At 68.1% G+C, this 26,763-nt stretch carries 23 protein-coding genes; 15 read left to right on the top strand and 8 right to left on the bottom strand.

Features of this window, described 5'->3' with window-relative positions; all coding sequences use genetic code 11:
• The first annotated feature begins 4 nt into the window (after positions 1-4).
• The 12 genes from QFZ29_RS14445 to QFZ29_RS14390 all read left to right on the top strand — a co-directional run bounded on the left by QFZ29_RS14445 (position 5) and on the right by QFZ29_RS14390 (position 16,022).
• Complete coding sequence (locus QFZ29_RS14445) at positions 5-1,669, top strand: ABC transporter substrate-binding protein (RefSeq protein ID WP_306894740.1); 1,665 nt, start codon at positions 5-7, stop codon at positions 1,667-1,669.
• Between the two features lie 108 nt (positions 1,670-1,777).
• Positions 1,778-2,755: an ABC transporter permease gene (locus tag QFZ29_RS14440; protein WP_306894739.1), complete on the top strand. Its 978-nt coding sequence runs from the start codon at positions 1,778-1,780 to the stop codon at positions 2,753-2,755.
• A 60-nt stretch (positions 2,756-2,815) separates the two neighbouring features.
• On the top strand, positions 2,816-3,724 hold the full coding sequence (locus tag QFZ29_RS14435) for an ABC transporter permease (RefSeq protein ID WP_306896738.1): 909 nt from the start codon (positions 2,816-2,818) through the stop codon (positions 3,722-3,724).
• The gene (locus QFZ29_RS14430) at positions 3,721-5,493 is read left to right on the top strand and encodes a dipeptide ABC transporter ATP-binding protein (RefSeq protein WP_306894738.1); all 1,773 of its coding nucleotides are present in this window, start codon (positions 3,721-3,723) and stop codon (positions 5,491-5,493) included. Before QFZ29_RS14435 ends, QFZ29_RS14430 begins: the two co-directional genes overlap by 4 nt.
• The gene (locus QFZ29_RS14425) at positions 5,490-7,004 is read left to right on the top strand and encodes a glycoside hydrolase family 32 protein (RefSeq protein ID WP_306894737.1); all 1,515 of its coding nucleotides are present in this window, start codon (positions 5,490-5,492) and stop codon (positions 7,002-7,004) included. Before QFZ29_RS14430 ends, QFZ29_RS14425 begins: the two co-directional genes overlap by 4 nt.
• Before the next feature lie 86 nt (positions 7,005-7,090).
• Positions 7,091-7,963 (top strand): alpha/beta fold hydrolase, encoded by an 873-nt coding sequence (locus QFZ29_RS14420; RefSeq protein WP_306894736.1) that lies wholly within the window; start codon positions 7,091-7,093, stop codon positions 7,961-7,963.
• 113 nt (positions 7,964-8,076) lie between these two features.
• The gene (locus tag QFZ29_RS14415; protein ID WP_306894735.1) at positions 8,077-9,123 is read left to right on the top strand and encodes a LacI family DNA-binding transcriptional regulator; all 1,047 of its coding nucleotides are present in this window, start codon (positions 8,077-8,079) and stop codon (positions 9,121-9,123) included.
• Positions 9,116-10,123 carry an ABC transporter permease gene (locus QFZ29_RS14410; protein WP_306894734.1) on the top strand — a complete coding sequence of 336 codons (1,008 nt, stop codon included), beginning with the start codon at positions 9,116-9,118 and terminating at the stop codon, positions 10,121-10,123. Before QFZ29_RS14415 ends, QFZ29_RS14410 begins: the two co-directional genes overlap by 8 nt.
• An 8-nt stretch (positions 10,124-10,131) precedes the next feature.
• On the top strand, positions 10,132-11,067 hold the full coding sequence (locus tag QFZ29_RS14405; protein ID WP_306894733.1) for a carbohydrate ABC transporter permease: 936 nt from the start codon (positions 10,132-10,134) through the stop codon (positions 11,065-11,067).
• Between the two features lie 74 nt (positions 11,068-11,141).
• Complete coding sequence (locus QFZ29_RS14400) at positions 11,142-12,773, top strand: ABC transporter substrate-binding protein (RefSeq protein WP_306894732.1); 1,632 nt, start codon at positions 11,142-11,144, stop codon at positions 12,771-12,773.
• Positions 12,770-15,016, top strand: a complete 2,247-nt coding sequence (locus QFZ29_RS14395; RefSeq protein WP_306894731.1) for a GH32 C-terminal domain-containing protein — start codon at positions 12,770-12,772, stop codon at positions 15,014-15,016. The genes QFZ29_RS14400 and QFZ29_RS14395 overlap by 4 nt, the downstream gene beginning before the upstream one ends.
• Position 15,017: 1 nt before the next feature.
• Positions 15,018-16,022 carry a glycosyl hydrolase family 32 gene (locus QFZ29_RS14390; protein WP_306894730.1) on the top strand — a complete coding sequence of 335 codons (1,005 nt, stop codon included), beginning with the start codon at positions 15,018-15,020 and terminating at the stop codon, positions 16,020-16,022.
• A gap of 4 nt (positions 16,023-16,026) precedes the next feature.
• Here QFZ29_RS14390 and QFZ29_RS14385 read toward each other — a convergent pair whose 3' ends face one another.
• The 4 genes from QFZ29_RS14385 to QFZ29_RS14370 form a co-directional block, all read right to left on the bottom strand.
• Complete coding sequence (locus tag QFZ29_RS14385) at positions 16,027-16,941, bottom strand: carbohydrate ABC transporter permease (RefSeq protein WP_306894729.1); 915 nt, start codon at positions 16,939-16,941, stop codon at positions 16,027-16,029.
• The gene (locus QFZ29_RS14380; RefSeq protein WP_306894728.1) at positions 16,938-17,810 is read right to left on the bottom strand and encodes a carbohydrate ABC transporter permease; all 873 of its coding nucleotides are present in this window, start codon (positions 17,808-17,810) and stop codon (positions 16,938-16,940) included. The genes QFZ29_RS14385 and QFZ29_RS14380 overlap by 4 nt, the downstream gene beginning before the upstream one ends.
• Positions 17,811-17,906: 96 nt before the next feature.
• Positions 17,907-19,220: an ABC transporter substrate-binding protein gene (locus QFZ29_RS14375; RefSeq protein WP_306894727.1), complete on the bottom strand. Its 1,314-nt coding sequence runs from the start codon at positions 19,218-19,220 to the stop codon at positions 17,907-17,909.
• 170 nt (positions 19,221-19,390) lie between these two features.
• Positions 19,391-20,416 (bottom strand): LacI family DNA-binding transcriptional regulator, encoded by a 1,026-nt coding sequence (locus tag QFZ29_RS14370; RefSeq protein ID WP_306894726.1) that lies wholly within the window; start codon positions 20,414-20,416, stop codon positions 19,391-19,393.
• A 212-nt stretch (positions 20,417-20,628) separates the two neighbouring features.
• Here QFZ29_RS14370 and QFZ29_RS14365 point away from each other — a divergent pair, with 212 nt between their 5' ends.
• Positions 20,629-21,984, top strand: coding sequence for a glycoside hydrolase family 172 protein (locus QFZ29_RS14365; RefSeq protein WP_306894725.1), 1,356 nt, complete (start codon positions 20,629-20,631; stop codon positions 21,982-21,984).
• 2 nt (positions 21,985-21,986) lie between these two features.
• Entirely contained in the window at positions 21,987-23,231 is a 1,245-nt protein-coding gene (locus QFZ29_RS14360) for a glycoside hydrolase family 32 protein (protein WP_306894724.1), read from the top strand.
• On the opposite strand, the gene QFZ29_RS14355 is transcribed toward QFZ29_RS14360, so the two are convergent.
• The 4 genes from QFZ29_RS14355 to QFZ29_RS14340 all read right to left on the bottom strand — a co-directional run bounded on the left by QFZ29_RS14355 (position 23,218) and on the right by QFZ29_RS14340 (position 26,064).
• Complete coding sequence (locus QFZ29_RS14355) at positions 23,218-23,661, bottom strand: GNAT family N-acetyltransferase (protein ID WP_306894723.1); 444 nt, start codon at positions 23,659-23,661, stop codon at positions 23,218-23,220. The genes QFZ29_RS14360 and QFZ29_RS14355 overlap by 14 nt on opposite strands.
• Positions 23,662-23,784: 123 nt before the next feature.
• A complete protein-coding gene (locus tag QFZ29_RS14350; protein ID WP_306894722.1) occupies positions 23,785-23,994 on the bottom strand; it encodes a hypothetical protein in 210 nt (69 codons plus the stop codon).
• On the bottom strand, positions 23,991-24,524 hold the full coding sequence (locus QFZ29_RS14345) for a DoxX family protein (protein ID WP_306894721.1): 534 nt from the start codon (positions 24,522-24,524) through the stop codon (positions 23,991-23,993). Before QFZ29_RS14345 ends, QFZ29_RS14350 begins: the two co-directional genes overlap by 4 nt.
• Before the next feature lie 154 nt (positions 24,525-24,678).
• Positions 24,679-26,064: an MFS transporter gene (locus QFZ29_RS14340; protein WP_306894720.1), complete on the bottom strand. Its 1,386-nt coding sequence runs from the start codon at positions 26,062-26,064 to the stop codon at positions 24,679-24,681.
• Positions 26,065-26,181: 117 nt separating this feature from the next.
• Here QFZ29_RS14340 and QFZ29_RS14335 point away from each other — a divergent pair, with 117 nt between their 5' ends.
• Positions 26,182-26,742 carry a hypothetical protein gene (locus QFZ29_RS14335; protein WP_306894719.1) on the top strand — a complete coding sequence of 187 codons (561 nt, stop codon included), beginning with the start codon at positions 26,182-26,184 and terminating at the stop codon, positions 26,740-26,742.
• Positions 26,743-26,763 lie beyond the last annotated feature (21 nt).

Below are 26,763 nucleotides of genomic sequence, written 5' to 3'. Positions count from 1 at the left end.
ACTCATGCACATCACACCTCGGCGGGGCCGCACGGCCACCGTCATCGCCGCGGGAGTCGCCGCCGTCGTCGCGCTCAGCGGCTGCACGGCGAGCGGAGGCGGAGGCGGAGCATCCGAGGGTGCACTGCTCACCGTCCCCCGCGAGGACACGGCGTCGTTCACCCCGAACTTCAATCCGTTCACCCCCGATGCGTCACCGTTCACCGAGCAGGCGATCTTCGAGGGCATGTTCATCTACAACCCGGCCGACGGTCAGACCACGCCGTGGCTCGCCGAGAGCTGGGAGGCGACGGCCGACGGCACCGGCGTGACGTTCCACTTGCGCGATGACGTGCAGTGGTCGGACGGCGAGCCGTTCACCGCCGAGGATGTCGTGTACACGTTCGAGCTCCAGCAGGAGGTGCTCGGCGGCTACGCCTACGTCACCGAGGTCTCGGCCCCCGACGACACGACCGTGGAGTTCACCTTCGACGCGCCGAACTCGCCCGCGGTGTTCGATGTCGGCCAGGAGTCGATCGTGCCCAAGCACGAGTGGGAGACGTTCGACGATCCCGCTACCGAGACCAATCCCGAGCCCGTCGGCACGGGGCCGTACACCGAGCTGGCGAACTTCGGGGCGCAGTCGTTCGACCTGCTGCCGAACCCGAACTACTGGCAGCCTGACAAGCAGAAGATCCCCGGCATCCGCGTGCTCGCGTTCGCCGGGAACGACGGTGCCAACCTCGCCGCTGCGAACGGCGAGGTTGACTGGGCTCCGCAGTTCATTCCGAACATCCAGAAGGCATTCGTGGACAAGGATCCCGAGCACCGACACTACTGGTTCCCCGGCACCGGCTCCATGATCCAGTGGACGCTCAACACCACGAAGGCGCCGTTCGACGACGTCGCCGTGCGCAAGGCGCTCAGCATGGCCGTCGACCGCGAACAGGTCACCGAGATCGGCATGATGGGCTACGCCCATCCCGCCGACTGCACGGGGCTCTCCGACAACCTCGACGGCTGGAAGGATGAAGCCGTCCTCGAGGCGTGCGACTGGACGACGCTCGATGTCGACGCGGCGAACGCCCTGCTCGATGAGGCCGGCTATGCCCGTGGTTCCGACGGAATCCGCACCAAGAAGGACGGCAGCCCGTTCGCCTTCAAGATCTCGGTGGGAGCCTCGTCGAGCGACTGGCTCTCCGTCGCGCAGATCATCGCCGAGAACATGAAGGCGATCGGCGTCGCCGCGACGGTGGACTCGCCCGACTGGGGCCAGGTCGTCGAGGGGTACGAGCAGGGCACCTTCGACACCGGCATCGCGTGGAGCGGCAACGGCCCGACGCCGTGGAGCTACTACCGCACCGCGATGAGCAGCACCACGCTGAAGCCCGTCGGCGAGCAGGCCTTCGACAACTACCACCGGTTCGCCGACCCCCGCGCCGACGAGCTCCTCGCGCAGCTCGCAGCGGCGGGCGACGAGGCTGCGCAGCAGGCTGCGGCGAACGAGCTCCAGACGCTCTACTCCGAGCTGGCGCCCGTCGTGCCGCTCTTCCCCGGCCCCGAGTGGGGCGCGTTCACTGACACGCGCTTCACGGGGTGGCCGACGGAGGACGACCCGTACGCGACCCTCTCGGTGCGTTCACCGACGACGGTCCTCGTGCTGACCACGCTCGAGCCCGTCGCGAAGTAGCACCACGGCGAGCGGATGCCGCGGCATCCGTCTGCGGCATCCGCTCGCCCCTCCCGTTCCACCCAGTACAGACTCCCGCTCCAACCAGTACAGAAAGGAGGTGCCGACATGGCCTTCGTGCTCCGTCGACTCGGCTTCTACCTCATCGCCTTCTGGGCGTCGCTCACGATCAACTTCCTCCTGCCACGCCTCATGCCGGGCGATCCGATCAGCCGCATGTTCGCCCAGGTGCAGGGGCAGATGACGTCGGAAGAACTGCTGCAGCTCAAACGGCTCTTCGGCCTCGGCGACGTCCCCGTCTGGCAGCAGTACCTCGACTACCTCGGATCGGTGTTCAGCGGCAACCTCGGCATCTCGATCTCGCGGTTCCCGACGCCGGTCACCGACGTCATCGCCTCGCAGATCGGGTGGACCCTGCTGCTCAGCGCCACCGCGCTCATCATCGCCGCGTTGCTCGGCAACCTGCTCGGCATCCTTGCTGCCTGGCGGCGAGGCGGGCTCGTCGACACCGTCTTCCCGCCGCTGCTCGTGTTCGTCGGGTCGTTCCCCTACTTCTGGCTCGCGATGGCGGCCCTCTACCTGTTCGGGGTCACCCTCGGCTGGTTCCCGCTGCGCCACGCCTACGATGCCGGTCTCGTCCCCTCCTTCTCATGGGACTTCATCGCGAACGTCGCGACCCACCTCGTGCTGCCCGCGCTCACGATCGTGCTCGTCTCGATCGGCGGATGGCTCATCGGCATGCGCAACACGATGATCGCGACGAACGCCGAGGACTACATCACGATGGCCACCGCGAAGGGCCTGCGGCCCGGGCGGATCATGTACCGCTACGCCGCCAGGAACGCGATGCTGCCCTCGGTCACGGCGTTCGGCATGTCGCTCGGCTTCGTGGTCGGTGGAGCACTGCTCACCGAGGTGGTCTTCGCCTACCCCGGCGTCGGCTACCAGCTGCTCACCGCTGTCCAGGCGCTCGACTATCCGCTCATGCAGGGGATCTTCCTGACGATCAGCGCGACGGTGCTGCTCGCGAACTTCTTCGTCGACATCGTCTACGTGCGGCTGGATCCGCGCGTGAGAGTGCACTAGGAGACGACCATGACGATCATCCCTTCCACCATCGCGGCCGGCGAGCAGCCCGAGGCCGGCATGCTCACCGGCGCTCTGCCCGTGCCGCCCGCGACGCCGCCGAGCACGCGTCGGCCGCGCCGCTTCGGGGCGACCCTGCTGCGCAACGGCAAGGCGGTCGCCGGCCTCGTGCTGCTCGTCGTCTTCATCCTCATCGCCGTGCTCGCCCCCGTGATCGCGCCAGGCGACCCGAAGGCGTTCATCGGCGACCCCTGGCTCGAACCCTCCGCCGAGCATTGGCTCGGCACCACGGCGAAGGGGCAGGACGTCTTCGCGCTCACCGTCTGGGGCTCGCGCTCGTCGCTCTTCGTCGGCCTCACCGTCGGGCTCGTCGCCACGCTCGTCGGGGTGCTCGTCGGCCTCGCCGCAGCGTACTTCGGCAAGGTCGTCGACGAGGTCCTGTCGGTGCTGACGAACATCTTCCTGCTTCTCCCGGGGCTCCCGCTGCTCGTCGTGCTCGCGGCATTCCTGCCATCGGGCCCGGGCACGATCATCATCGTGCTCGTCATCACGGGATGGGCGGGCTCGGCCCGCGTCGTGCGGTCGCAGGCGATGTCGATCCGGGCGAAGGACTTCGTCGCGGCATCCGTCGTCACCGGCGAACGGCCCGCGCGCATCATGTTCCGCGAGATCCTGCCGAACATGGCATCGATCGTCATGAGCACGCTGCTCGCGTGCGTCATCTTCGGCATCGGTGCCCAGGCCGGTCTCGAGTTCCTCGGCCTCGGCGACCCGAGCTCGGTGTCGTGGGGGACGAACCTCTTCTGGGCGTCGAGCGACGGCGCGCTGCTGACCGGCGCATGGTGGACGTTCGTGCCGTCGGGTGTCTGCATCGCGCTCGTCGCCTTCGCGCTCGCCATGATCAACTATGCGGTCGACGAGGTCACCAACCCGCGGCTGCGAACCCGCAGGAAGCAGGCCGGGCGATGAACACCTCGACGACACAGCCGACCGGCGCACCGCTGCTCGAGATCTCGGGCGTGCGAATCGAATACCAGACGGATGCAGCGCCGTTCGTCGCCGCCGACGACGTGACCTTCACCATTCACGAGGGCGAGATCTTCGGACTCGCGGGGGAGTCGGGCTCTGGCAAGTCGACGATCGCGAACGCGATCCTCGGCCTGCTCGGCGATGCCGGCTCCGTGACGGCCGGCAGCATCACCTTCAAGGGGCGTGACGTGCTCGCGCTCGAGGGCGAGGCCCTGCGCACCTTCCGCTGGCGCGAGATCGCGATGGTGTTCCAGAGCGCGATGAACTCGCTGAACCCCGTGATGACGATCGGCGACCAGATCATCGACGTCTTCACGACGCATGAACGGATGCCGCAGAAGGCCGCCCGGGCGAAGGCCCTCGAGCTGCTCGAGCTCGTCGGCATCCCTGGCGATCGGATCTCGAACTTCCCGCACCAGTTGTCCGGCGGCATGCGCCAGCGGGCGGTCATCGCGACCGCCCTGGCACTGCGACCGTCGCTGCTCATCATGGACGAGCCCACGACCGCGCTCGACGTCGTCGTGCAGCGCGACATCATGGAACGCATCGTGGAGCTCCAGGCGGAGCTCGGGTTCTCGGTGCTCTTCATCACGCACGACATCGCGCTCATGGTCGAGCTCGCGCACCGCATGGCCGTCATGCGGCACGGGCGCATCGTGGAGCAGGGCGCGGCGCGACGACTCTACGAGCAGCCCGAGCACGCGTACACGCTCGAGCTCATCGAGGCGTTCCCGCCGATCTCGAGCGGGCGGGCGTCGGTGCTGGCCCGGCCGGCCGATGACGCGGGCATCGTGGGCGCTGCCCAGGCGACCACGAACGACGTCGTGCTCGCGGTTCGCGGGCTCACGAAGGAGTTCCACCAGGGCGGGGCCTTCCGCCGCACGACGGTGCGAGCCGTCGACGAGGTGACGTTCGACATCCACCGTGGTGAGATCGCGGCGCTCGTCGGCGAGTCGGGCAGCGGCAAGTCGACGATCGCGCGCGTGATCGCGCGCCTCGAGTCGGCCGATGCCGGCTCCGTCGAGCTGAACGGCATCGATGTGCTGCGCACCGAGAAGCGCCGCGCCTCAGCCGCGTATCGCAGCGACGTCCAGATGGTGTTCCAGGATCCGTTCGGGTCGCTGAACCCGGTGCATCCGGTCGCGCACTTCCTCGCCAGGCCGCTGTCGATCCACGGCAAGGCGACCGGCAAGCGAGCGCGGCTCGACGCGATGCGCGAACTCATGCACTCCGTCGGCCTCAGTGAGCAGCTGCTCTGGAGCTATCCGCATCAGCTCTCGGGCGGCCAGCGCCAGCGCATCGCGATCGCCCGCGCGCTCGCGGTCGAGCCGCAGGTCATCCTCGCTGACGAACCGACATCGATGCTCGACGTCTCGGTACGCCTCGGGGTGCTGAAGCTCCTCGACGGGCTCCGCCGCGACCGCGGGATCTCCATCCTGTACATCACGCACGACCTCACGTCCGCGCGCGTGATCGCCGACACGACGATGGTCATGTACCGGGGACGCATCGTCGAGCGCGGGCCGAGCGTCGAGCTCATGGCGGCGCCGGAGCATCCGTACACCCGGCTGCTCATCTCGGCGGTGCCCGATCCGCTTCGCGTGGAGCGGCCGAATCGCGCGGCGCGCGCCGAATTGCGCGCCCAGATCGACCAGTCGCGGCTCGAGGGTGACCTCGCAGCCGCAGCCATCACGACGGGGGCCCGATGACGACCGACCGCGAGACCGGTCTCGCCGCCGATTCCATGCCGGTGGCGGCATGGAACGACCCGCAGCGCAGCCGCTTCCACTTCGTCTCACCCGGCGGCTGGCTGAACGACCCCAACGGGGTCGGCCAGTGGGACGGCATCTACCACCTCTTCTACCAGTACAACCCCGATGCCCCGCGGCATGGGCAGATCCACTGGGGACACGCGACCAGCGCCGACCTCGTGCACTGGGTCGACGAGCCGATCGCGCTCGAGCCGACGCCCGGGCCCGATGAGGACGGCTGCTGGTCGGGTGTGCTCGTGAACGACGACGGCGTGCCGACGCTCGTGTACTCGGGGAATCACTCCGGACCTCACGGCATGCTGCAGTTGCCGTGCGTCGCAACCGGTGATCCCACGCTCACGACGTGGACGAAGGACCCGGGCAACCCGGTGATCGCGACGCGACCCCCGGCCCTCGACATCACCGAGTTCCGCGACCACAGCGTCTGGCGCGAGGGCGGGGAGTGGCAGCAGCTCATCGGCGCGGGCATCGTCGGGCAAGGCGGCACGGCGGTGCGATACACGTCGCGAGACCTGCGCAACTGGGAGTACCAGGGCCCGATCGTCATCGGCGATGCATCCGATCGCGAGCCGATCTGGACCGGCACGACGTGGGAGTGCGTCGAACTGTTCGAGCTCGACGGCGTGTGGATCCTCGTCTTCTCGGCTTGGCACGCGGGCGACACGCTCCACCCGCTCTACTACGTCGGCGACTACCGCGACGGCATCTTCACCCCGCGCTCACTGCACCATCTCGACTACGGGCTCCGCCATTTCTATGCGCCGCAGTCGTTCCGCGACGAGTCGGGTCGCCGGGTGATGTTCGGATGGCTGCAGGAGGCACGGCCCGCTGAGCAGAGCGATGCCGCGGGCTGGTCGGGGGTCATGTCGTTGCCACGAGAGCTCCGGCTCGGTGCCGAAGGGCAGCTCGTGCAGGCGCCGGTCGACGAGGTCGCGTCACTGCGCGGCGAGCGGCGCGCACTCGAACCGGCCTCGCTGCAACCGGGCCAGCTGGTTCCATTGCCGACGGATGCCTCGGGCGGCTCCTTCGCGGGCGACCAGCTCGATCTCGAGGCGAGCCTCATCCTCGGAGCCGACGCGGTCGTCGAGCTCACCGTGCGGGCGACCGCCGACCGTGTGGAGCGCACGGTCGTGCGCATCGACGCCGCAACCGGCCGCCTCGAACTCGACCGGTCGTCATCGAGCGTCGCGGAAGGACTCGACACCGTGCCGCTCGGTGGCCCGGTGCCGATCGGCGACGACGGACGTGTCGAGCTCAGGGTGGTGCTCGATCGGTCGGCGATCGAGGTGTTCGCCAACGGCCGGTCGCTCACGGCGCGGATCTACCCGACTCGGGCCGATGCGACCGGGCTGTCGTTCTCGTCATTGGCCGGTGCGGTGCGACTCGAGCGGTTCGAGGTGTGGGCGATGGCCTCCGTCTGGCACGGCCCGAGGCCGCTGCGCCCGTGAGCGGCGTCGCATCCTCCGTGCGCTCAGGCCTTGTCGCGGAATCCGTCGCCTCGTAACGTCGCTCACAACGCGACCGGGGGGATGGCATGGGAATCGAGCTCGACCAAGACGGCGAGCAGCCGCTGCGGGTCGGAATTCCCGCGGGGGAGATCGCCGGGTTCCGGCGCGCCGGGCCGACCGCCGGGCCGACCGCGGTGTTCCTCCACGGTGCCGGACTCAACGCCCACACGTGGGATCCGCTCCTCGAGCACTTCGCCGGCGCGGCGATCGCCCTCGACCTTCCGGGCCACGGGGACTCGTCGTGGCGCGACGACGTCGACTACTCGCCTGCGACGAACGCGATCGCGATCGCTGCTGCGCTCGACACACTGCTCAGCGCCCCAGCGGTACTCGTCGGCCACTCACTGGGCGGGCTGACCGCCATCGTACTGCAGCGGCTCCGACCCGACCTCGTGAACGCCCTCGTGCTCGTCGAGGCGCTCCCCTTCGGACCAGACGACTTCGCCGGGATCCCGGTACAGGCCCGGGACTTCATGGACGGCCCCGCCGACTACCCGTCGCTCGAGGCGATTGTGGATCGCGCGATCGCGTTCGGGTTCGGGCCGTCGCGGGAGGCCATCAGGCGGTCGGTCGAATCGAACATCCGCGTCCGCGACGACGGCCGCGTGGAGTGGAAGTACCACTGGGCGAAGGTGGATCCCACTGCGGTGTTCCGCGGCGACTACCGCGACCTCTGGGGTGCGCTCGAGCAGGTGACGGTGCCGGTCACGCTAGTGGCAGGGGAGCATGGGCTCATCACGCCCGCCCTCCTCCGCGAGCTTGCGCACCGGGCACCGACCGTCGTTGTGCGCAGGCTGCCAACGGGCCACAACGTGCAGGAGGATGCTGCTGACGCCCTCGCCGCGATCGTCACCGAGGTCACGGACGCCGCGCAGCGAATCGGGTCGGGAGGGATCTGAGGATGCGCGGCGATTGCCGTGTCACAGTGTGTTGCGATCGCGTCACCGGATGAGGTATCGTCGATCCCGCACGATGTTATACGTATAACTTCCGATCACCTCGATGGAGAGCCATGGTCCAGCGTCGCCCCCCCACCGTCACGATGCATCAGGTCGCGGCCGCTGCCGGTGTCTCGCAGGCGACCGTGTCGCTCGTGCTGAACCGGTCAGGCGGCTCGCGAGTCGCGGAGTCGACGCGCCGCCGGGTGCTCGACGCCGTCGATGAGCTCGGCTACCGGCCCAATGCTGCAGCCAAGACGCTCCGCGACGGAACCGCCGGCCTCATCGGCTTCGTCGGCGACGTCGTGGCGAGCTCGCCGTTCGCCGGCCGCATCGTCGAGGGTGCGCAAGCTCGCGCCTGGGACGACGGCATGCTGCTGCTCACGGTGAACACCGGCGGAGACCCGCGCATCGAGGCGGCAGCGATCGACTCGCTCCTCTCGCATCGCGTCGCGGGCATCGTCTACGCGTCGATGTACCACCGCAAGCTGCACGTCCCCGAGTCGCTCGCAGATGTGCCCACGGTCGTGCTGAACTCCGAGGATGCGAGCGGACGGGCTCGAGCGGTCGTGCCCGACGAACGCGGCGGTGGTCGCCAGGCGGCCGAGGCGCTCCTCGACGCCGGGCACCGACGCATCGCCATGATCAACATCGAGACGCTGGCCTCCGGGCTTCCCGCCGCGGTCGAGCGATACGAGGGGTATCGGCGCGCACTCGAGGATGCCGGAGCCGCCGTCGAGCCCGAGCTGGTGCGCGAGAGCGACGGCAACCCGCAGGCCGGCTACGACCACACGCTTGCACTGATGTCGCTCGCCGCTCCGCCGACCGCGATCTTCTGCGCCAACGACCGAACCGCCTGGGGCGCTTATCAGGCGCTCGAATCCCTCGGGCTGCGGGTGCCCGACGATGTCTCGATCGTGGGCTTCGACAACCAGGAGACGCTCGCACCGTTCCTTCGTCCCGCACTCACCACCCTCGAGCTGCCGTTCGTCGCGATGGGTCGCCGCGCCGTCGACATCCTGCTCGACGACGTCGTGCAGGCCGACGGCCCCGAGCGCATCGGGTGCCCGATCATCACGCGCGACTCAGTCGCCGCACCGAGAGGAGCGCACCGTGGCTGACACCGTCGTTCAGGCGCAGCCGGTGACGGCCGCGGACTCGCCGCATCAGGGGTCGTCATCCGACCCGCAGCAGCGTCGATCCGCGCCGGCTCGGCGGAAATCGCGCACGATCCGTGTGCTCCGCGCGTGGCAGTTATACGTACTACTAGCTCCGACACTGGTCTACTTCCTGGTCTTCAAGTACTGGCCGATGTACGGCGTCCAGATCGCCTTCCGCGACTACACGCCGGCGGGCGGCTTCACCGAGAGCCCATGGGCCGGCGTCGACCACTTCGTGCGGTTCTTCTCGTCGTACCAGTTCGGCACGGTCGTCTCGAACACGTTGTTGCTCGCGATCATGAACCTCGCGTTCGTGTTCCCGATCCCGATCCTCCTCGCGCTGCTCGTGAATCAACTCGCACAGGGCAGGTTCCGCCGCTTCGTGCAGAACGTGCTCTACGCGCCGACGTTCATCTCGACGGTCGTCGTCGTCGGCATCCTCTTCATCCTGCTGTCGCCGAGAGCCGGTCTGATCAACAACGCAATCGGGCTGTTCGGCGGCGAACCGATTTTCTTCATGGGCTCGGCCGAGTGGTTCCGGCCCGTCTACGTCGCGAGCTCGGTGTGGCAGGAGGCGGGCTTCAACATGGTCGTCTACCTCGCCGCCCTTGCGGGCATCGATCCCGCGCTGCACGATGCGGCGAAGGTCGACGGCGCGAGCAAGCTGCGCAGGGTCTGGCACATCGACCTGCCGGGTATCGCACCGGTCATCTCGGTGCTCTTCATCCTCGCCGTCGGCAACCTGCTGAACCTCGGCTTCGAGAAGGCGCTGCTCATGCAGACCGATCTCAATGTCGCCGCGTCGCAGGTCATCCAGACCTACACCTACGAGGTCGGCCTTCAGCAGGCGCAGTTCAGTTACGCCTCCGCCATCGGCCTGTTCAACTCCGTTCTCAATCTCGCCCTCCTGCTGACCTTCAACCAGGTCGCACGTCGGGCCCGTCAATCCAGCCTCTGGTAGGAGTTCCGATGACGACCCAGCTCATGCGTCCGCCCGTCACCCCGCGCGGCACGGCATTCCGGCGGCGCCTCGCCGATCCGCTCTTCAACGCGTTCGCGATGACGATCCTCGGCTTCGCCCTCATCGCCGTGATCTACCCGATCTACTTCATCGTGATCGCGTCGGTGAGCGAGCCCGCCCGGGTCTACGAGGGGCAGGTGTGGTTCTGGCCGGTGGGCTTCACGCTCGACGGCTATGCCCGCCTGCTGACGGATGCCACGGTGTGGCGCGGACTCGGCAACTCGCTGCTCTACACGGGGCTGGCGACGGCACTGAGCGTCGCGCTCGTGGTCTCGGCCGGCTACGTGCTCTCGCGTCGGGACCTGCCGGGGCGGAAGACGATCACCTTCCTCCTCGTCGTCACGCTCTTCTTCGACGGCGGCATCATCCCGAGATACCTCGTCGTGGGTGACCTCGGCCTCCTCGACACCGTCGGCGCCATGATCCTCCCGGGTGCCGTCGCCGTCTGGAACGTCGTCATCGCGCGGGCGTTCTTCGAATCGAGCCTGCCCGACGAGATCCGGGAGGCAGCACAGATGGACGGGGCGAGCGACTTCCGGTTCTTCTTCCGCATCGCGGTGCCGCTCTCCAAGCCGCTCATCGCGCTCATGATCGTCATCCACCTGATCTGGAACTGGAACGGCTTCTTCGACGCCCTGATCTACCTCAACAACCCCGACCTGTACCCGCTCCAGCTCGTGCTCCGCAACATCCTCGTGCAGTCCGACCTCTCGGGCAGTTCGAACCTGAGCGGCGACCTCGCCAGCTACGAGGCGGCGCAACGCCTCGCCGAGCTCCTCAAGTACTCGGCCATCGTGTTCGCCAGCGTCCCGCTGCTGCTCATGGTCCCGTTCCTGCAGCGCTTCTTCACACAGGGAGCGCTGCTCGGCGCCGTCAAGAACTGACGGCATCTCCCACCAAACCGCTGAACCCCCGACCCGGGCCGCAATGCAGCGACCCGGAGCAGAAAGGAACTCCCGTGAGACCACGCAACACCCGCGGCGGCAACGCCCGCCTCGGAGCCGCCGTCGCGGCATCCGCGATCCTGTCTCTGGTACTGAGCGGCTGCGGCAGCACTCCGGATGCCGCACTCGACGACGAGTCGAGCGCGTTCGGCTTCAATGAGACCGGCCTTCCCATCGTGGACAAGCCGCTCACCCTGTCGATCGCAGGGGAGAAGGCCTCCCTCACGCCCGACTACAACGAGTTGGCGCTCGTGCAGCAGTGGCAGGAGGACACCAACATCGAGGTCGAGTGGAACCTGCTCGCTCCCGAGGTCTACTCCCAGAAGCGCAACCTCCTGCTCGCCTCGAACGACCTGCCCGACGCGTTCATCAACTCCAGGTTCACCGATGAGGAGCTCGTGCGCTACGGCACGAACGGCACCCTCATCCCGCTCGAGGGACTCATCGAGAAGTACGCGCCCAACCTGCAGGCCGTGTTCGAGGAGCGGCCCGAGCTGGAGGCGGCGGTGACCGCCTCTGACGGTCACATCTACGCGCTCCCGAACGCCGAGGAGCTCGGACTGGCCGCCGTGCCCTTCTTCTGGTCGATCAACACATCGTGGCTCGACGCGCTCGGCCTGCCGATGCCCACGACCGTCGACGAGTACCACGACGCCCTCGTGGCCTTCAAGACACAGGACCCGAACGGGAACGGCAAGGCCGACGAGATCCCGCTGAGCTTCATCAACGACTGGTGGTGCGCCGACATCGCGGACCTCTTCGCCGCGCTCGGCGGCATCGCCGACAACGCCGACCACCGCATCGTCCGCGACGGCGAAGTGATCTACACGGGTGCGGATGAGCGCTACCGCGACGCGATCGCGACGCTGCACGAGTGGTACGAGGAGGGGCTCATCGATCCTGAGTCCTTCACGCAAGACGACAAGACGTATCTCGCGAAGGGCAAGACCGAGACGCCCGTGCTCGGCTCGTATGTCTGGTGGGAGACCGAGGAGGTCGTCGGCACCGACCGTGCCGACGACTACGCCCTGCTGCCCGTGCTCGAGGGCGTCGAGGGCAAGCTCGTCGGTCGATCCAACCTCGCCGATTTCGGCCGGAACGCGTTCGCCATCACGAGCGCCAACAAGTATCCGTCGGCCACGATGCGTTACATCGATCGGCTCTACGAGCCGACCCTGGCGGCGCAGGTCTCCTATGGGCCGATCGGCGAGACCCTCGTGGAGAACGCCGATGAGGTACTCGAGCAGGCGCCGCTTCCCGCGGGTGTCAACGCCGGCGAGCTGCGCCAGCAGGTCGCACTCGGCTCAGGAGCTCCGCACGTGCTCACTCGCGAGGACTTCGAGAACGTCGTCCTTCCTGAACCGCGAGCCCTGAAGCGCCTGCAGGATCTCGAGGAGCACTACCTCCCCTACGCGGAACCCGAGAACTATCCCTCGGTGTTCTTCTCCGTGGAGGAACTCGAGGAGATCGGTTCGATCGAGCCTGACATCACGGCGCTCGTCGAACAGAAGCGAGCGGAGTGGATCAGCTCGGGCGGGGTCGAGGAAGCCTGGGACGGCTATGTCTCACAGCTCGAGTCCATGGGCCTCGATCGTCTCGTCGAGATCTACCAGGCCGGGTACGACCGGTTCGTCGACGCGACATGAGCGGAGCACCGGGTGCGGTCGACCAGGCCGCACCCGGCCTCTCCGGAGGCCGGGTCATGACACCCCTCATCGACGTCGTGTTCGAGGGGAACCCCGTGCGCGCCGTCGATCGCGCCGGCTCCGATGCCGTCATGCTCTGCTCGGCGTCGGCGGCGCAGCGCGCAACGCTGCTCGATCCCCGGAGCGGGCCCGTCGCCGACAGCTGGGCGATGTTCCTCGACGGCTGGTCGAGTGCGGTGGAGCTTCACCGCGCGCCCTCCACCGAAGCTGTCGTAACGGTCGAGGCGTGGTTCGCGCCCCGCGCCTTCGCGCCGGGCGGTGCTCGGGGTTTCACCGCGATCGTCGATGCCTCGGAGCCGGAGTCGGAGTCGGTGCCGCAGCGGCACGCCGGCTTCGCGCTCGGCCACGATCGAGCAGGTCGCATCGCGGCCCTGGTCGATGGGCGCGTGCTCGCCGGTTCCCGACGGCTCGCGCTCGACGCGTGGAACTATCTCGCGTTGTCCATCAGCAATGGTCGCGCTGAGCTCCGCCTCGGCGGCGAACCTGTCGGTGCCTTCGAGGTGCCGGCGGGCGACATCCGTCTTCCCGCCCGGATCCTCCTTGGCCGCTTGCGTGACGGTGAGCTGCTCGAAGGCCTGTTCCCGCTCGCTGCGGCGATCGGCCTGCTCGGGCCGATGCGGATCCGGCCGGCCGCGGCATCCGCGGCATCCGTGACCAATGCTGCAGGCGCCATCGCGGATGCCGCGGCCGACACCGCACCCGATCGCGCCCGTTATGCGAGCGACCCGCACCGCCCGATCGCCCACGTCTCGGCGCCGCAGGGCTGGATGAACGAACCGCACGCCGCGCTGCACGCGGACGGCGTGCACCACCTCTTCTCCCAGCACAACCCCGGCGGGCCGTACTGGGGGCACATCGCCTGGGGCCACGCGGTGAGCCGCGATCTCGTGCACTGGGAGGATTCGGCCATCGCGATCGCACCGGCGGCCGAGACCGTCGCGCCCGACGGCATCTGGAGCGGCAGCTCGGTCGTCGCGCCCGGGGGCGAGCATCTGCTGTACTTCACGGCGGGTGACTTCGGGCGGCGTCCCGACCAGTCGGTCGTGGTCGCGCGCCCCGATGGCGTCGGCTGGGTCGTCGACGAGAACCCAGTGCTCGAGATGCCCGCGTCGGTGCCGGGCCACGACGAGGCGCTCGTCACCGGCCAGTTCCGCGATCCGTTCGTGTGGCGCGAGGGCGACGACTGGTTCCTCCTCGTCGGCGCGGGCCTTGAGGGCCGCGGCGGGGCGGCCTTGCTCTTCCACTCGCGTGACGGCGACCACTGGGAGCAGCAGGAACCGCTGCTCGTCGGCGATGTCGACGGGTTCCCGGCGACGGGCGTGATGTGGGAGCTTCCCGTGCTGCTGCCCGTGGGGAACGGCGCCGACGGCACGCTTCGGCACGCCCTCTTCGTGGCGCCGTGGTGGGCGGGCGACAGCGAGCACCACCTCCAGCACGTCTGGCACTGGATCGGGGTCTGGGATGCCGCCGCCAGGCGCTTCACGCCCGACGACCCCGACCCGCGGGAGTTCGACGGCGGCGGCCATCTCACGGGCCCGAGCGGCACGGTACTCGACGACGGGCGTTCGATCCTCTGGACCATCGCGCAGGACACACGTAGCCTCGCCGAGTTCGCCGCGACCGGCTGGGCGCACAACGCGGGCTTCCCGCTCGAACTCGGCCTGCACGACGACGGCACGCTCGCCGTGCGACCCGTCGCCGAGCTCCGCCTGCTGCGCGAGCGCCCGATCGCCCTCGATCGATCGATCATCGATGCCCGGAAGCGAGCGGATGACGCATCCGCTCTCCTTCACGGCCGGCACTTCGAGCTCGAACTCGAGGTCGACGGCGCGGGCTTCGAGATCGAGGTGCTGCGCAGCGCCGATGGATCCGAGACGACGCTGCTCGGGGTCTCGGGCACCGAGGTCTGGATCGACCGGTCGCGGAGCAGCCTTCGACCGGAACACACCGAAGGGCGGCGCAGCATCCGTCACCCTGCATCGCCGACGGTGCACGCCCGCCTGCTCGTCGACGGCTCGATGGTCGAGCTGTACGTCGACGACCGGGTGTCACTGACCTCGCGCGCCTACCCGGTGAGCGCCGACGCTCGCGACCTGCGACTGCGACTTGCCCGCGGCGCCCGGCTCATCTCCTGCTCCGCCTACGAACTCCACCCCGCATACCGACCACGAAAGGCCGACTGACATGCTCATCCTCCCCGACCACTGGACCTGGGACTTCTGGCTCATGGAGGCCGGCGAGCGCTACCACCTCTACTTCCTCATGGCGCCGATCTCGCTCGGCGACCCAGAGCTCCGACACCAGAACGCACGGATCGGCCACGCGGTCTCAACCGACCTGCGCGACTGGGAGTTCATCGGCGAGGCGCTCGGTCCCGGTGCGCCGGGGGAATGGGACGACCTCGCGACCTGGACCGGCAGCGTCATCCGCGTCGCCGGTGGTTGGCAGATGTACTACACCGGCGTGAATCGCGCCGAGGACGGACTCGTGCAGCGAATCGGACGCGCGACGAGCACCGACTTGCACCACTGGACCAAGGACGCCTTCGTGCTCGAAGTGGATCCGCGCTGGTACGAGGAACTCGATCTCGACGTGTGGTTCGACCTCACCTGGCGCGACCCGTGGGTGTACTTCGACGAGGCGACGGGCGAGTACCGCATGCTCATCACCGCGAGAGTGCGCGACGGCGCGGTGGACTCGCGTGGTGCGATCGGCCTCGCCCGCTCGCGCACCCTCGACGACTGGGAGGTGTTGCCGCCCGTCGCAACGCCGGGGGAGTTCGGTCACATGGAGGTGCCGCAGCTCGAACGCATCGGCGACCGGTGGTACCTGTTCTTCTCGGCCTACGAATGGGCGCACAGCGCAGCACGCATCTCCGACGGCGTCGCGCTGTGCGGCACCCATTACCTCGTGGGCGACACGGCGTCCGGGCCGTTCACGCTCGAGTCACGCGACTTCTTCAGCGGTGACCCGCGCGGGGAGCTCTACGCGGGACGAGTGGTGCGCACGTTCGAGGGCGAGCACGTCTTCCTCGCGTTCCTCCAGTTCGTCGACGACGGGCCATTCATCGGCGGTCTCAGCGACCCGTTCCCGATCGCCGTCGACCCCGCAGGCCGGCTCTCGATCGAACGCGGGGGCGGTTGGAGCCGACTCGTCGAGCCCGCACTGAGCGCTGCGCGCTCGGCGTAGGCCATCACCCCTTCACTGCACCGACCGTCATGCCGGCGATCACGTGGCGCTGGAAGATCGCGTAGATGACGAGCTGCGGCAGGAGCACGAGCGTCGCCGACGCCATCATCCCGCCGTAGTCGACGGTGTACTGGCCCTGGAATCGCGACACCGCGAGGGAGACGGTGACCATGCTGGGGTCGTTGATGAGGATCGACGCGAACGGGAACTCGTTGAAGACGTAGACGACGTTGAAGATGAGGATCGTCGCGATCACGGGTCGCATGAGCGGCAGCACGACCGACGTGCACAACCGCCAGAGCCCGGCGCCGTCGATGATCGCCGCCTCCTCGATCTCGCCGGGGAACTCGCGGAGGAAGCCGGTGAGCAGGAGCGTGTTGAACGGGATCGAGACCGCGACGTAGGGCAGGATCAGCGCCGCGTAGGTGCCGAAGATGCCGAGCGCGAGGTCGAGGCGATACACGGGGAAGAGCAGGATGTACACGGGCACGGCGAGGCCTGCGAGCAGGTAGAACCGGAGCGCCGACTGCGTACGACGGCGCCGGAAGATCATCCGCGTCAGGGCGAAGGCGGCCATGAACGAGATCGCCGTGCCGACCGTGACCGAGACGACCGCGATCAGGATCGTGTTGCCGTACATCTGGAGGAGCGGAAGCGACGTGATCGCCCGCACGTAGTTGTCGAACGTCAGGTGGTCGAACGAGAACGGGTTGGAGAGGATGTTGCCGCTGGGCTGGAACGACAGCAGCACGATCCAGAGGATCGGCAGCACGATGAGGAACGTCACGAGGTAGGCGGCCACGCCCACGACGATCGCGGCCGTGCGCCCGCGACGACGCCGAGGCAGCTGCGCGGGCGCCCCGGCGAGGGCGATCTCCGAGATCGGCTCGAGCCCCGTGTCCATCAGTTGTGCGCTCATGCCGGCTGCTTCCTTCCACGGGAGACGACGAGGTAGCCGGCCGAGACGACCGCGCCGAGAACGGTGATGATGACGGCGAGGGCCATGCCGTAGCCGTATTGCTGGTTGGTGAAGGTGACGAAGTACATGTAGCTCACGAGCGTCTCGGAGCGGTGCACCGGCCCACCGCCGGTGAGCATGAAGACGAGCTCGAAGATCTTGAACACGTTGGTGATCATGAGGATGGTGACGATGGCGAAGGTCTCGCGCATCATGGGCACCGTGATGTGACGGAGCTGCTGCCATCCGGTCGCCCCGTCGATGGCGCTGGCCTCCATGACATCCGACGGCAGGAGCTGCAGCCCCGCGTAGAAGATCGTCATCGCGAAGCCGATGCTGCTCCAGATGAAGACGAGCGACACCGCGTAGGGCGTCAGCGTATCGCCGCCGATCCATTGCACCGGCGCAGCGCCGAAGAAGCCGAGCACTCGATTCAGCAGGCCGATCTTCGGGTCGAGGATGAAGACCCAGATGAGGCCGACGAGGATCGGCGCGATGATCGCCGGCCCGAACACGAGCGCCCGAAGCGTGCCGCCGCCGGCGATGCGGCGCCGCAGCAGCAGCGCGAGCCCGAACGACGCGGGGATGAGGATCGCGAGGCTCACGACCAGGATCACGATCGTGTTCTGCAGCGCCTGCCAGAAGAACGGGTCGACCGCGAGCGCGGCGTAGTTGTCGAAGCCGATCCACTCGGGCGCCCCGAAGCCCTGGAACTTCGTGAAGCTGAAGCCCAGCGAGTACACCACCGGGTAGATGACGAAGCCTGTGAAGACGATCAACGCCGGCGCCACCATGAGGAGGATCTTCCAGCGGGAACTCACCCAGATCATGGATGCAACTCTCCTGTTCATCGAGAACCACCGTGGTTCCCTGGTTGGAACGGAACGGGGCCGACCGCAGGGCGGCCGGCCGGCCCCGTTCGTCCACTACTCGGCGTCGAGCGCCTTCTGCACCAGTTCGAGGGCCTGCTTGGGCGTGAGCTGGTTCTGGATCACGCCGTAGATGCTGTCGTACATCGCATTCGCGACCGGAGTCGACACGAGCAGGTCGGGCTGCGACTGCGGGCTGGTCACCCCGTCGGCGGTGGATGCGTCGAGCGCCGCCTTGAGGGCGCTCTGCGCCTGAGCGTCGACGACGGGCTCATACGTCGTCACCGGCGGCTGTCCGTTGTCGACGAGGATCTGCTGGGCTTCGTCGCCGTAGTAGAAGTCGAGGAACTTCTTCACGGCCTCGAGCTTCTGTTCGTCTCCGGCCACCTTCGCACTCACCGCGAACGGGGCGGATGCCACGTTCATGACGATGTTCTGCTCGCCGACCCCGTCATCGAACTGCGGGCCGGTCCAGAATCCGGCGTCGGGCGCGATCGCCGAGTCCTGGATGGCGCTGGATGCCCAGACGCCGGCGTCGAGCATCGCGGCGTTGCCGCTCGTGAACTGGTCGACCGCCTGCTGATAGGTCTGGGTGGAGACGTTCGAGGCGAAGGCGCCCGCGTCGCGGAGTTCGGCGATGTGCTCGTAGAGGCGGAGGAAGTCGGGGTTGTCGTACTTCACCGAGCCGTCGAGGATCCCATCGATCTTCTCCTCGTAGCCGAAGCGATCGAGGTCGACAAGGAAGCTCCACACGCTGAACGACGACTGGTTCGCCCCGTTCGAGATCGTCGTGATGCCCTTGACGCTGAGCGTCTCGGCGACGTGGAGCAGGTCGTCGAAGGTGACCGGCACCTCGAGCCCGTTGTCGCTCAGGATCTTCGAGTTGTACCAGAGGCCGGTCAGGAGTCCCTGATACGGGACGCCGTAGATGACGTCGCCGTTGGAGAAGTTCGCGACCGTGCTCTCGGGGAACGCATCGGTGAGTCCGAGCTCGTCGAGCACCGGGGCGAGGTCGAGGAGCTTGCCGGCCTCCTGCATGTCTTCGGCCGTCGACTTGTACACCCAGAAGATGTCGGGCAGCGTGTCGCTCTGCGCAGCGATCGAGAGCTTCTGCAGGTGCTCCGACACCGCCTCGCCACTCACCGTGACGGTGATGTCGGGGTTGGCCTCTTCGAACGCCTCGACGATCGCCCAGGTGGCGGGATCGGCGGACTCCACATCCGGGTTCTGCATCGAGAGGGTGATCTCGGTCTTGCCGTCGCCGGATGCACCGGCAGCGCTGCATCCGGCGAGCGCCAGGATGGCGGCGGCGGTCGCGATGGTGCCGACCGCGATCCGGCGAAGCGGATGACGATGGGGTGACAGGGGCACGTTCATCTCCTTTGATGGTGGCGGCCGGCGTGCTGCGTCGGCCGATACGTCGTGGCCACCGGGGCTTTCGAGTTCGGCCTTCGGCGGCAGATTCGGATACTACATCGAAACGTTTGCGAGAAACGTTTGTCTGAACTTAGATCGGGTGGCCACGACTGTCAAGCCCGGATTCAGGAGCGCTCGGGCTGCGATGAGCCGGACCGGTATCCCTCGGTCGAGTCACGCAACTCGAGGCGCTGGTGCAGGCGCACGCTGCGCGGGCTCGATTCGGGCGACTCGAGGCGTTCGACGAGCAGCCGCACCGCCGCCGCTCCCATGTCGAAGGCGGGCTGGCGCACCGTCGTGATGCGCGGGCGGAACAGGTCGGGGTGATTGAACCCGTCGAAGGTCGCGAATGCCGTGTCGTCGGGCGTCGATCGCCCTGCGCGCTCGATGGCACGAAGGGCGGCCGTGGCGAGCGGCGTGCTGCAGGCGATCACGGCGGTGATCGCGGTGTCCTCGAGCCCGCCTGCGAGTGCCGACTCGAGCGCAGGCGTGTCGACACCCTCGTGGATGAGCTGGTCGTCGAGGTGCAGCTCGCCGCTGCGGAGGCCGTCGTGGAATCCGTCGAGACGCTCCATGAGGGCCGGCACGCGGGTGTCACCGGCGATCACGGCGAAGCGCCGATGACCGGCCGCAACCAGATGGCCGACGAGTCGGCGCATGGAATCGCGGTTGTCGGCGCCGACCTGGTCGAAGGGGAGCTCGCCGAAGAGGCGGTCGAGCAGGATGATCGGGTGCTTCTCGCTCTGGAGGGCCTCCATGAGGCCGGCGCTCGAGTTCGCGGCACGGGCCAGGATGAGCCCGTCGACGCGGCGATCGAGGAGCGTCCGCACGGCGCGATTCTCCCGCTCGGCGTCTTCTGAGGAGTTCGCGAGGAGCAGGGTGAGCCCCCGCTCGGCAGCGGCATCCTCGACACCGTGCACCATCTCGGCGAACGCGGGCTCCCCGGCATCCGAGACGACGAGCCCGATGCTGTCGGTGCGTGAGCGGCGCATCGCCCGGGCCAGGGTGTCCTGTCGATATCCCGTCGCCTCGATCGCCGCCACGACGCGATCGCGTGTCGCCGGCTCGACGTTCCGCGTGCCGTTCAGCACGTGCGACACCGTCGAGATCGACACTCGGGCGATCCGCGCCACATCCACCATCGTCGCCATCGACAACTCCCGACTCCTGAGCTGTGTTGTCACAGCCGTTGCGCAAATCTACACCACGCGGCTGTTCGCGTGGAAATACACCGAAAACCGGTGCAAACGCGACGCGTTTGCGCTGGCAGCGCTGGACCGATAGCGTGATCGGACACGCAAACGTTTCGATGGCATTTTCGCCATCCCGTCGCATCGCAGCGGCGGAGAAGGAAAGGACGACGGTGACCGATTCCACGCGTCCGGGCGGAATGCTCGGCGATCTCACCCGGGCGCGCAGCGCTCGCACAGCCCGCGCATCGAGCTTCGATCAGACGGGCCGCAATCGCGACAACTGGATCATCATGCCCGGTGAGGAGCGCACGCTCGCCGACATCGAAGGGCCGGGATTCATCACGCACATCTGGATGACCCAGTCGTGCCGCATCCAGCCGGGCCCGGGTCAGATCGATCCGAGCGTCGTGGGCGTGCCGATGCTCGAGATCCACAATGCCCTCGGGGTGAGCTGGGAGGTCGTCGACCCCGACTACTACCGCAAGGTGGTGCTCAAGATGTACTGGGACGACCAGGAGACGCCGAGCGTGGTCGCTCCCCTGGGTGACTTCTTCGGGCTCATGAACTCCCTGTCGGGTTCCTTCGACTCACTGCCGCTGTCGGTCTCGGCCAAGGAGGCGGAGCTGCACTCCTTCGGCGGCAGCGCCGCCTTCAACAGCTACTTCCGGATGCCGTTCGGCACGCGTGCCCGCATCGTGGTGGAGAACCAGAACGACATCCCGTACCTGCAGTACTTCTACATCGACTACGAGCTCGTCAAGGAGCCGTTGCCCGAAGAGACCGTGTACTTCCATGCGCACTGGCGGCGCGCACTGCCGAACGCCGGATGGGGCCCCGATCTCCAGTCGAACAGCATCGAGACGACGGTCGCGAACCTCGACGGCGCCGACAACTACGTGGCCCTCGAGACAGAGGGGCGCGGGCACTACGTCGGGTGCACGCTGGCTGTTCGCCACTTCCAGGGTTCCTGGTGGGGCGAGGGCGACGACATGATCTTCATCGACGACGACACCTGGCCGCCGAGCCTCCACGGCACCGGCATGGAGGACTACTTCGGGCACGCATGGGGCATGCAGCACAACGCCTACCTCTTCAACGGCACGATCGTGCACGAGGAGAACGTTCCCGGATTCCACCACAGCTACCGGTTCCACATGGCCGACCCGATCCGCTTCGAGAAGCGGATCAAGGTCACCTTCGAGCACGGCCACGGCAACCATCTCAGCGACGAATGGTCGTCGACGGCGTACTGGTACCAGACGTTGCCCTCGCCGGTGCTCGAGATCCCTCCGGTCGATCAGCGGCTGCCCCTGCGCCCCGTCGACCGGGTGATCGAGGTCGCGCTGCCCGAGCTCACTGACGAGCAGCGCGCCGCCCGGGATGCCGCGGACGAGCGCATGCGCACGTTCACCGAGCGCCGCGACCGGATGCGCGCAGAGCGTCGGTCCCAGATCGACGAGTGGGAGCAGGGCAACGCCGACATCGCGCGCGACGTGCGCGCCCGCTTCGATGCGACGGGAGAGTGACCATGCGACCCTCATTCCACTTCACGGCCGAGCGCGGATGGATCAACGACCCGCACGGCATCACCGCGCGTGACGGGGAGTACCACGCGTTCTTCCAGTACGTGCCGGAGAGCACCGTCTGGGCGCCGAACTGCCACTGGGGTCACGCGAAGGGCGCCGACCTCTTCTCGCTCTCGGAACTGCCGATCGCGATCGCGCCGGGCGAGGGTGACGACGGCATCTGGACCGGATCGCTCGTGACCGACGATGCCGACCGAACCCGCATCTTCTACACCGCGACCACGCAGCCCGATATCGGCATCGGTCGGATTCGCGTCGCGACCCCGGACGGCGACGACTGGATCGCCTGGTCGAAAGGCGCAGTCGTCGCCGAAGCGCCCGCCGAGCTCGACATCATCGCCTATCGAGACCCGTTCGTCGTCAAGGAGTCCGACGGCTGGCGGATGTTCCTCGGCGCCGGACTCAGGGACGGCACGGCCACCGCATTGTCCTACCGGTCGGCGGACCTCGACGAGTGGGAGTACGAGGGCATCGCGCTGCAGCGATCGACGCACGAGGTCGACCCGGTGTGGATGGGCGCGCTGTGGGAGTGCCCGCAGATCATCGAGGTCGACGGCCGTCATGTGATGGTGTCATCCGTCTGGGACGACGACGTACTGCATTACGCGGGGTACGCGGTCGGCCGGTATGCCGACGGCGTCTTCACCGCCGAGTCATGGGGGCGGCTCACCTACGGACCGAGCTACTACGCCCCGTCGTTCTTCCGCGATGCCGAGGGCCGGCCGTGCCTCACCTTCTGGATGCGGGGAATCGCCGACCTGGAGGCCGGGTGGGCGAGTGCGCATAGCATCCCGCACGTACTCACGCTCGACGGCGACACCCTGGTCGCCACGCCGCATCCCGACCTCGATTCGTATCGCGCGGGCGTCAGCGACGGCGGCAGATTGCCGGGCCTCGCCGGCGACCTGAATTGGTCGCCCGCCGACTCTGACGAGCTGCGTATCTCAGCGGGGGGCGACGCGGTCGCATCGCTCCGGGTGTCCGGCGGCGAACTCGCGGTTCACGTGGGCGGTCAGGAGTGGTCGATGCCCGCCGGCGGCGACATCCGGGTCGTGCTCGATGGGCCCGTGCTGGCGGTGTGCTCGCCGACCGGCGTGCTCGGAGCGGCGATCGCACCGGCAGGCGATCACTTCGTCGTCGAGAGCGATCGAGGACGCCTCGCGAGCCATGAGCTCACACGTCGATGACGTTCGCGAAGGCCTTCTCGAACTTCTTCGCCAGTTGCTCGTACCCGAGGCGCTCATAGAAGGCGTGTGCGTCGACCCGCCGGAACGATGACGCGACGCTCGCCCGCACGCATCCTGCGGCCGCGCACCATGCCTCGAACGCGTCCACGAGGGCTCGGCCCGCGCCGGTGCCACGACTCGCCTCCGTCACGACGAGGGAGGTGAGTTCGGCGACCGGGGCGTCGAGTACGTAGACCCACGTGTGGTGGCCGGCCGCGAACCCGATCGGCTCGCCGTCGTCGTCGAGTGCGAGCCACGCGGCATCCTGTGCGCTGCTCGCAACGCGCACGAAGCGAGCCGCGACGGCAGACGGAGTGGTCGGATAGCCGAGCTCCCCGAGAAGCGAGGCGATCGCGGCGGAGTCGGTGGCGTCGGCGAGGCGGATCAGCACGGCTCCATCGTAGGGAGCGCCGTCGTCCCGCGGAAACGCCGCCGAGATGACGCGAATCGACCTCCCGCCGCGGGCGAAGGTCGATTTGCGTCACTTCGCGATGAGCATCGGCGCACTGGTCGGTCAGGAGTCGGAGCCCGGCCCTGGCTCGGTTGCCTCGTCGTCGCGGTTGGCGGCCGCCTCGGGGTCTTCCTCTGGCTCGAACGTGGTCGGCTCGCCGGCGCCTACGCCGACGCCGCCCGGCTCGTTGGGAATCGTGCCCTCGCTGCCGAGCCCGCCCGGCTTCTGGCGCGGTTCGTCCGTGGTGCCCTCGGTGCCCTCGGTGTCGCTCATGATGCTCCTTCCGTCCCTGCCACGATTGCATGAGACTCCGCGGCGAGGCGCGGGCTTGACAGGAGAGCGGATGCCGCCCGCCGGCCTGCCCTCACCTGGGTGACGATCACGGTCCCCAGTGCGGCGAGGAAGACGATCTGGATGAGCGTTCGCGGCAGCAGGTAGTCGGCGGTCGTCGAGGCGATGCCCTCGAGAGCGGCGTAGACGTTCGCGGGGAACATCGCGATGAGCAGGAGCGCCAGTGCGCCGGCGGCGAGGGGCGCGGTTGGCCGCAGGAGCAGGCCAGCAGCGCCGAGGAGCTCGAGAACACCCGTGACGGTGACGACGAGCTCGGGTGCCGGCACCCACGGGGGAACCATCTCGATCAGCTCGCCACGCATCCCGACGAAGTGCGAGACCCCGGTCAGCACGAACATCGCGGCGAGTCCTCCGCGCAAGGGGGCGGTCCACGGGCGGAGTCGACGCACGCCGGCGGCGCCGATGAGGAGGAGGGCGCCCGTGACGACCGCCAGGGTGATGAGAGGTTCCACTGGCTCTGCTCCGTCCAGGTGCGGCCGTAGGCCGCGTCATTGGATAGTGACTCTATCCATTAATGGAGAGTAGCACTATCTAATTGGCACCGCACATGGGAGACGACATGGCCTGCTGCACCGTCCCGCACTTCGTGCCTTCACGGGCGGTCACTCAGGAATCGGGAGCCGGTGGATCGGGTGTCTCCGGGTCGGGCGCCGAAGAGCGCATGCGCCGATCGCGACGACGCGAGCGCGGCTCGTCGAGCCCGATGTGCACGCGGGTTCGCCGGCGCTCGACGACGATGAACGCGGCGCCGAGCGCCCAGAGCGGCACTTGGGTGAGGAACGCGATGCGGAACGCCTCGAGGCTGTAGGTGTCGGGCGTGCCTGCGCCCTGCAGGTTCATCGCGATGCCGATGAAGAGGATTGCGAGGAGCGCCGCGAGGAAGCCGCCGACGTTCACGATGCCGGTCGCCGTGCTGAGCCGGTGGCGCGGGTTGAAGGTGCGCGCGTGGTCGAAGCCGATCATCGACGCGGGGCCGCCCGTGCTGAGGGCGAACGCAAGTACGAACAGGAGCCAGAGCGGTGACGGACCGGGCCACAGGATCACCGCGAGCCACGCGATCGCCTGGATGCCGATGATCGGCAATACGAGCAGGCGGGATCGCCGCATCGGGTGCCGGCTCGAGAGCGCGCCGATCACGGGCCCTGCGACCATCGCGAACACGACGTAGACGCTGAAGAGGAGCGACGCCATCGCAGGCGAGAGTCCTTCGCCGATCGTGAGGAACGGGAATCCCCAGAGCAGGATGAATGCGGTTCCCGAGAACGGCGTGGTGAAGTGCGACCAGAACGCGAGGCGGGTCGCCGGGTGCGCCCACGACTCGCGGAACCCCACGCGCAGGTCGGCCGCCGACGTCACGACGTGGATCGCTCCGGTGGCGGTGTCGACCGAGACATCCGCATTCCGATCGGGTGGACGGTTGCGGATGACCGCGAACGTGAGCACCGTGAACAGCACGCCGAGGCCCGCGAGGCTGCCGAACGCGACGCTCCAGCTCGTGGCGTGGAGGAGCGCGGCCATCGGCAGGATCGCGAGCAACTGGCCGGCCTGGCCGACGATGCCCGTGAGCTGCACGAGGAAGGGCGCCTGCCGTTCGGGGAACCACACGGCGACGACGCGCAGCACGCTCGGGAAGACGGCCGCGTCGCCCGCGCCGACGAGCATCCTCGCGAGGATCGCGGTGCCCACGTCGGGCGCGAACGCCATGACGAGCTGGCCGACGGCCATCAGGACCATGCCGATGGTGATCATCGGCCGCGCGCCGAACCGGTCGAGCAGGAGCCCCACCGGAATCTGCATCGCGCCGTAGACGAACAGCTGAATGACGGCGAAGAGCGAGAGCGTCGCGGCATCCGCGTCGAACCGGATCGCGGCGTCGACGCCGACAGCCGACAGCGACGTGCGGTTGGTGACCGAGAGCACGTAGGCGGCGACGCCGACGCTCCACACCAGCCACAGGCGCCAGGGGCGCGCGGGCGGTGGAAGTTTCGTCACGGGACCTTCGGGGGAACGGTTGCCGGCGGCACCTGGCGACCGCCTCTGGTTTCCAGCGTACCGAGAGCGCGGGCCGGGGCCGTCAATCCTGCATATCCTCGGGAGTGGAGGCTCCTGATGCGAATCCTGACGAAGATCCGAGTGTGGCTGTGGGTGTTGATCGCCGGGCTGCTCGTGAGCGGCATCACCGCGTTCCCCCTCGAGACTGAGCTGCGCCTCGCTTCAGCGTTGCTGCACGCCGATTGGTCGCCCGCGCCGGCGATCGCCCCCGACTTCGTCGGCTGGGTCGATCGAGTGAGCGTGGCGCTGACACGAGTGGGCACCGAGTACCCGTTCATCGCGTACGGGACCGATTGGCTCGCCTTTGCGCACCTCGTCATCGCGATCGTGTTCATCGGCCCGCTGATCGACCCGGTGCGGAACATCTGGGTGATCCAGTTCGGGTTCATCGCCTGCCTCGGAATCATCCCGCTCGCACTCATCGCCGGCAGCATCCGTGGCATCCCGTTCGGATGGCAGCTCATCGACATCTCGTTCGGCGTGCTCGGTGCCGTTCCGCTCTACTTCGCCTGGCGGCTCACCCGCAAGCTCGAGAGCGAAGCCCGAGCGGACCCCGCGCCGAAACCAGAACGAGCGGATGTCCCGGAAGGGACATCCGCTCGCTCGATGGTTGCGTAGGGCGGGCCGCGAACGATCCGC

The sequence above is a fragment of the Agromyces albus genome, assembly GCF_030815405.1.
GTDB classification, from domain to species: Bacteria; Actinomycetota; Actinomycetes; order Actinomycetales; family Microbacteriaceae; genus Agromyces; species Agromyces albus_A.
This window is presented reverse-complemented; position numbering and strand designations above follow the sequence as displayed.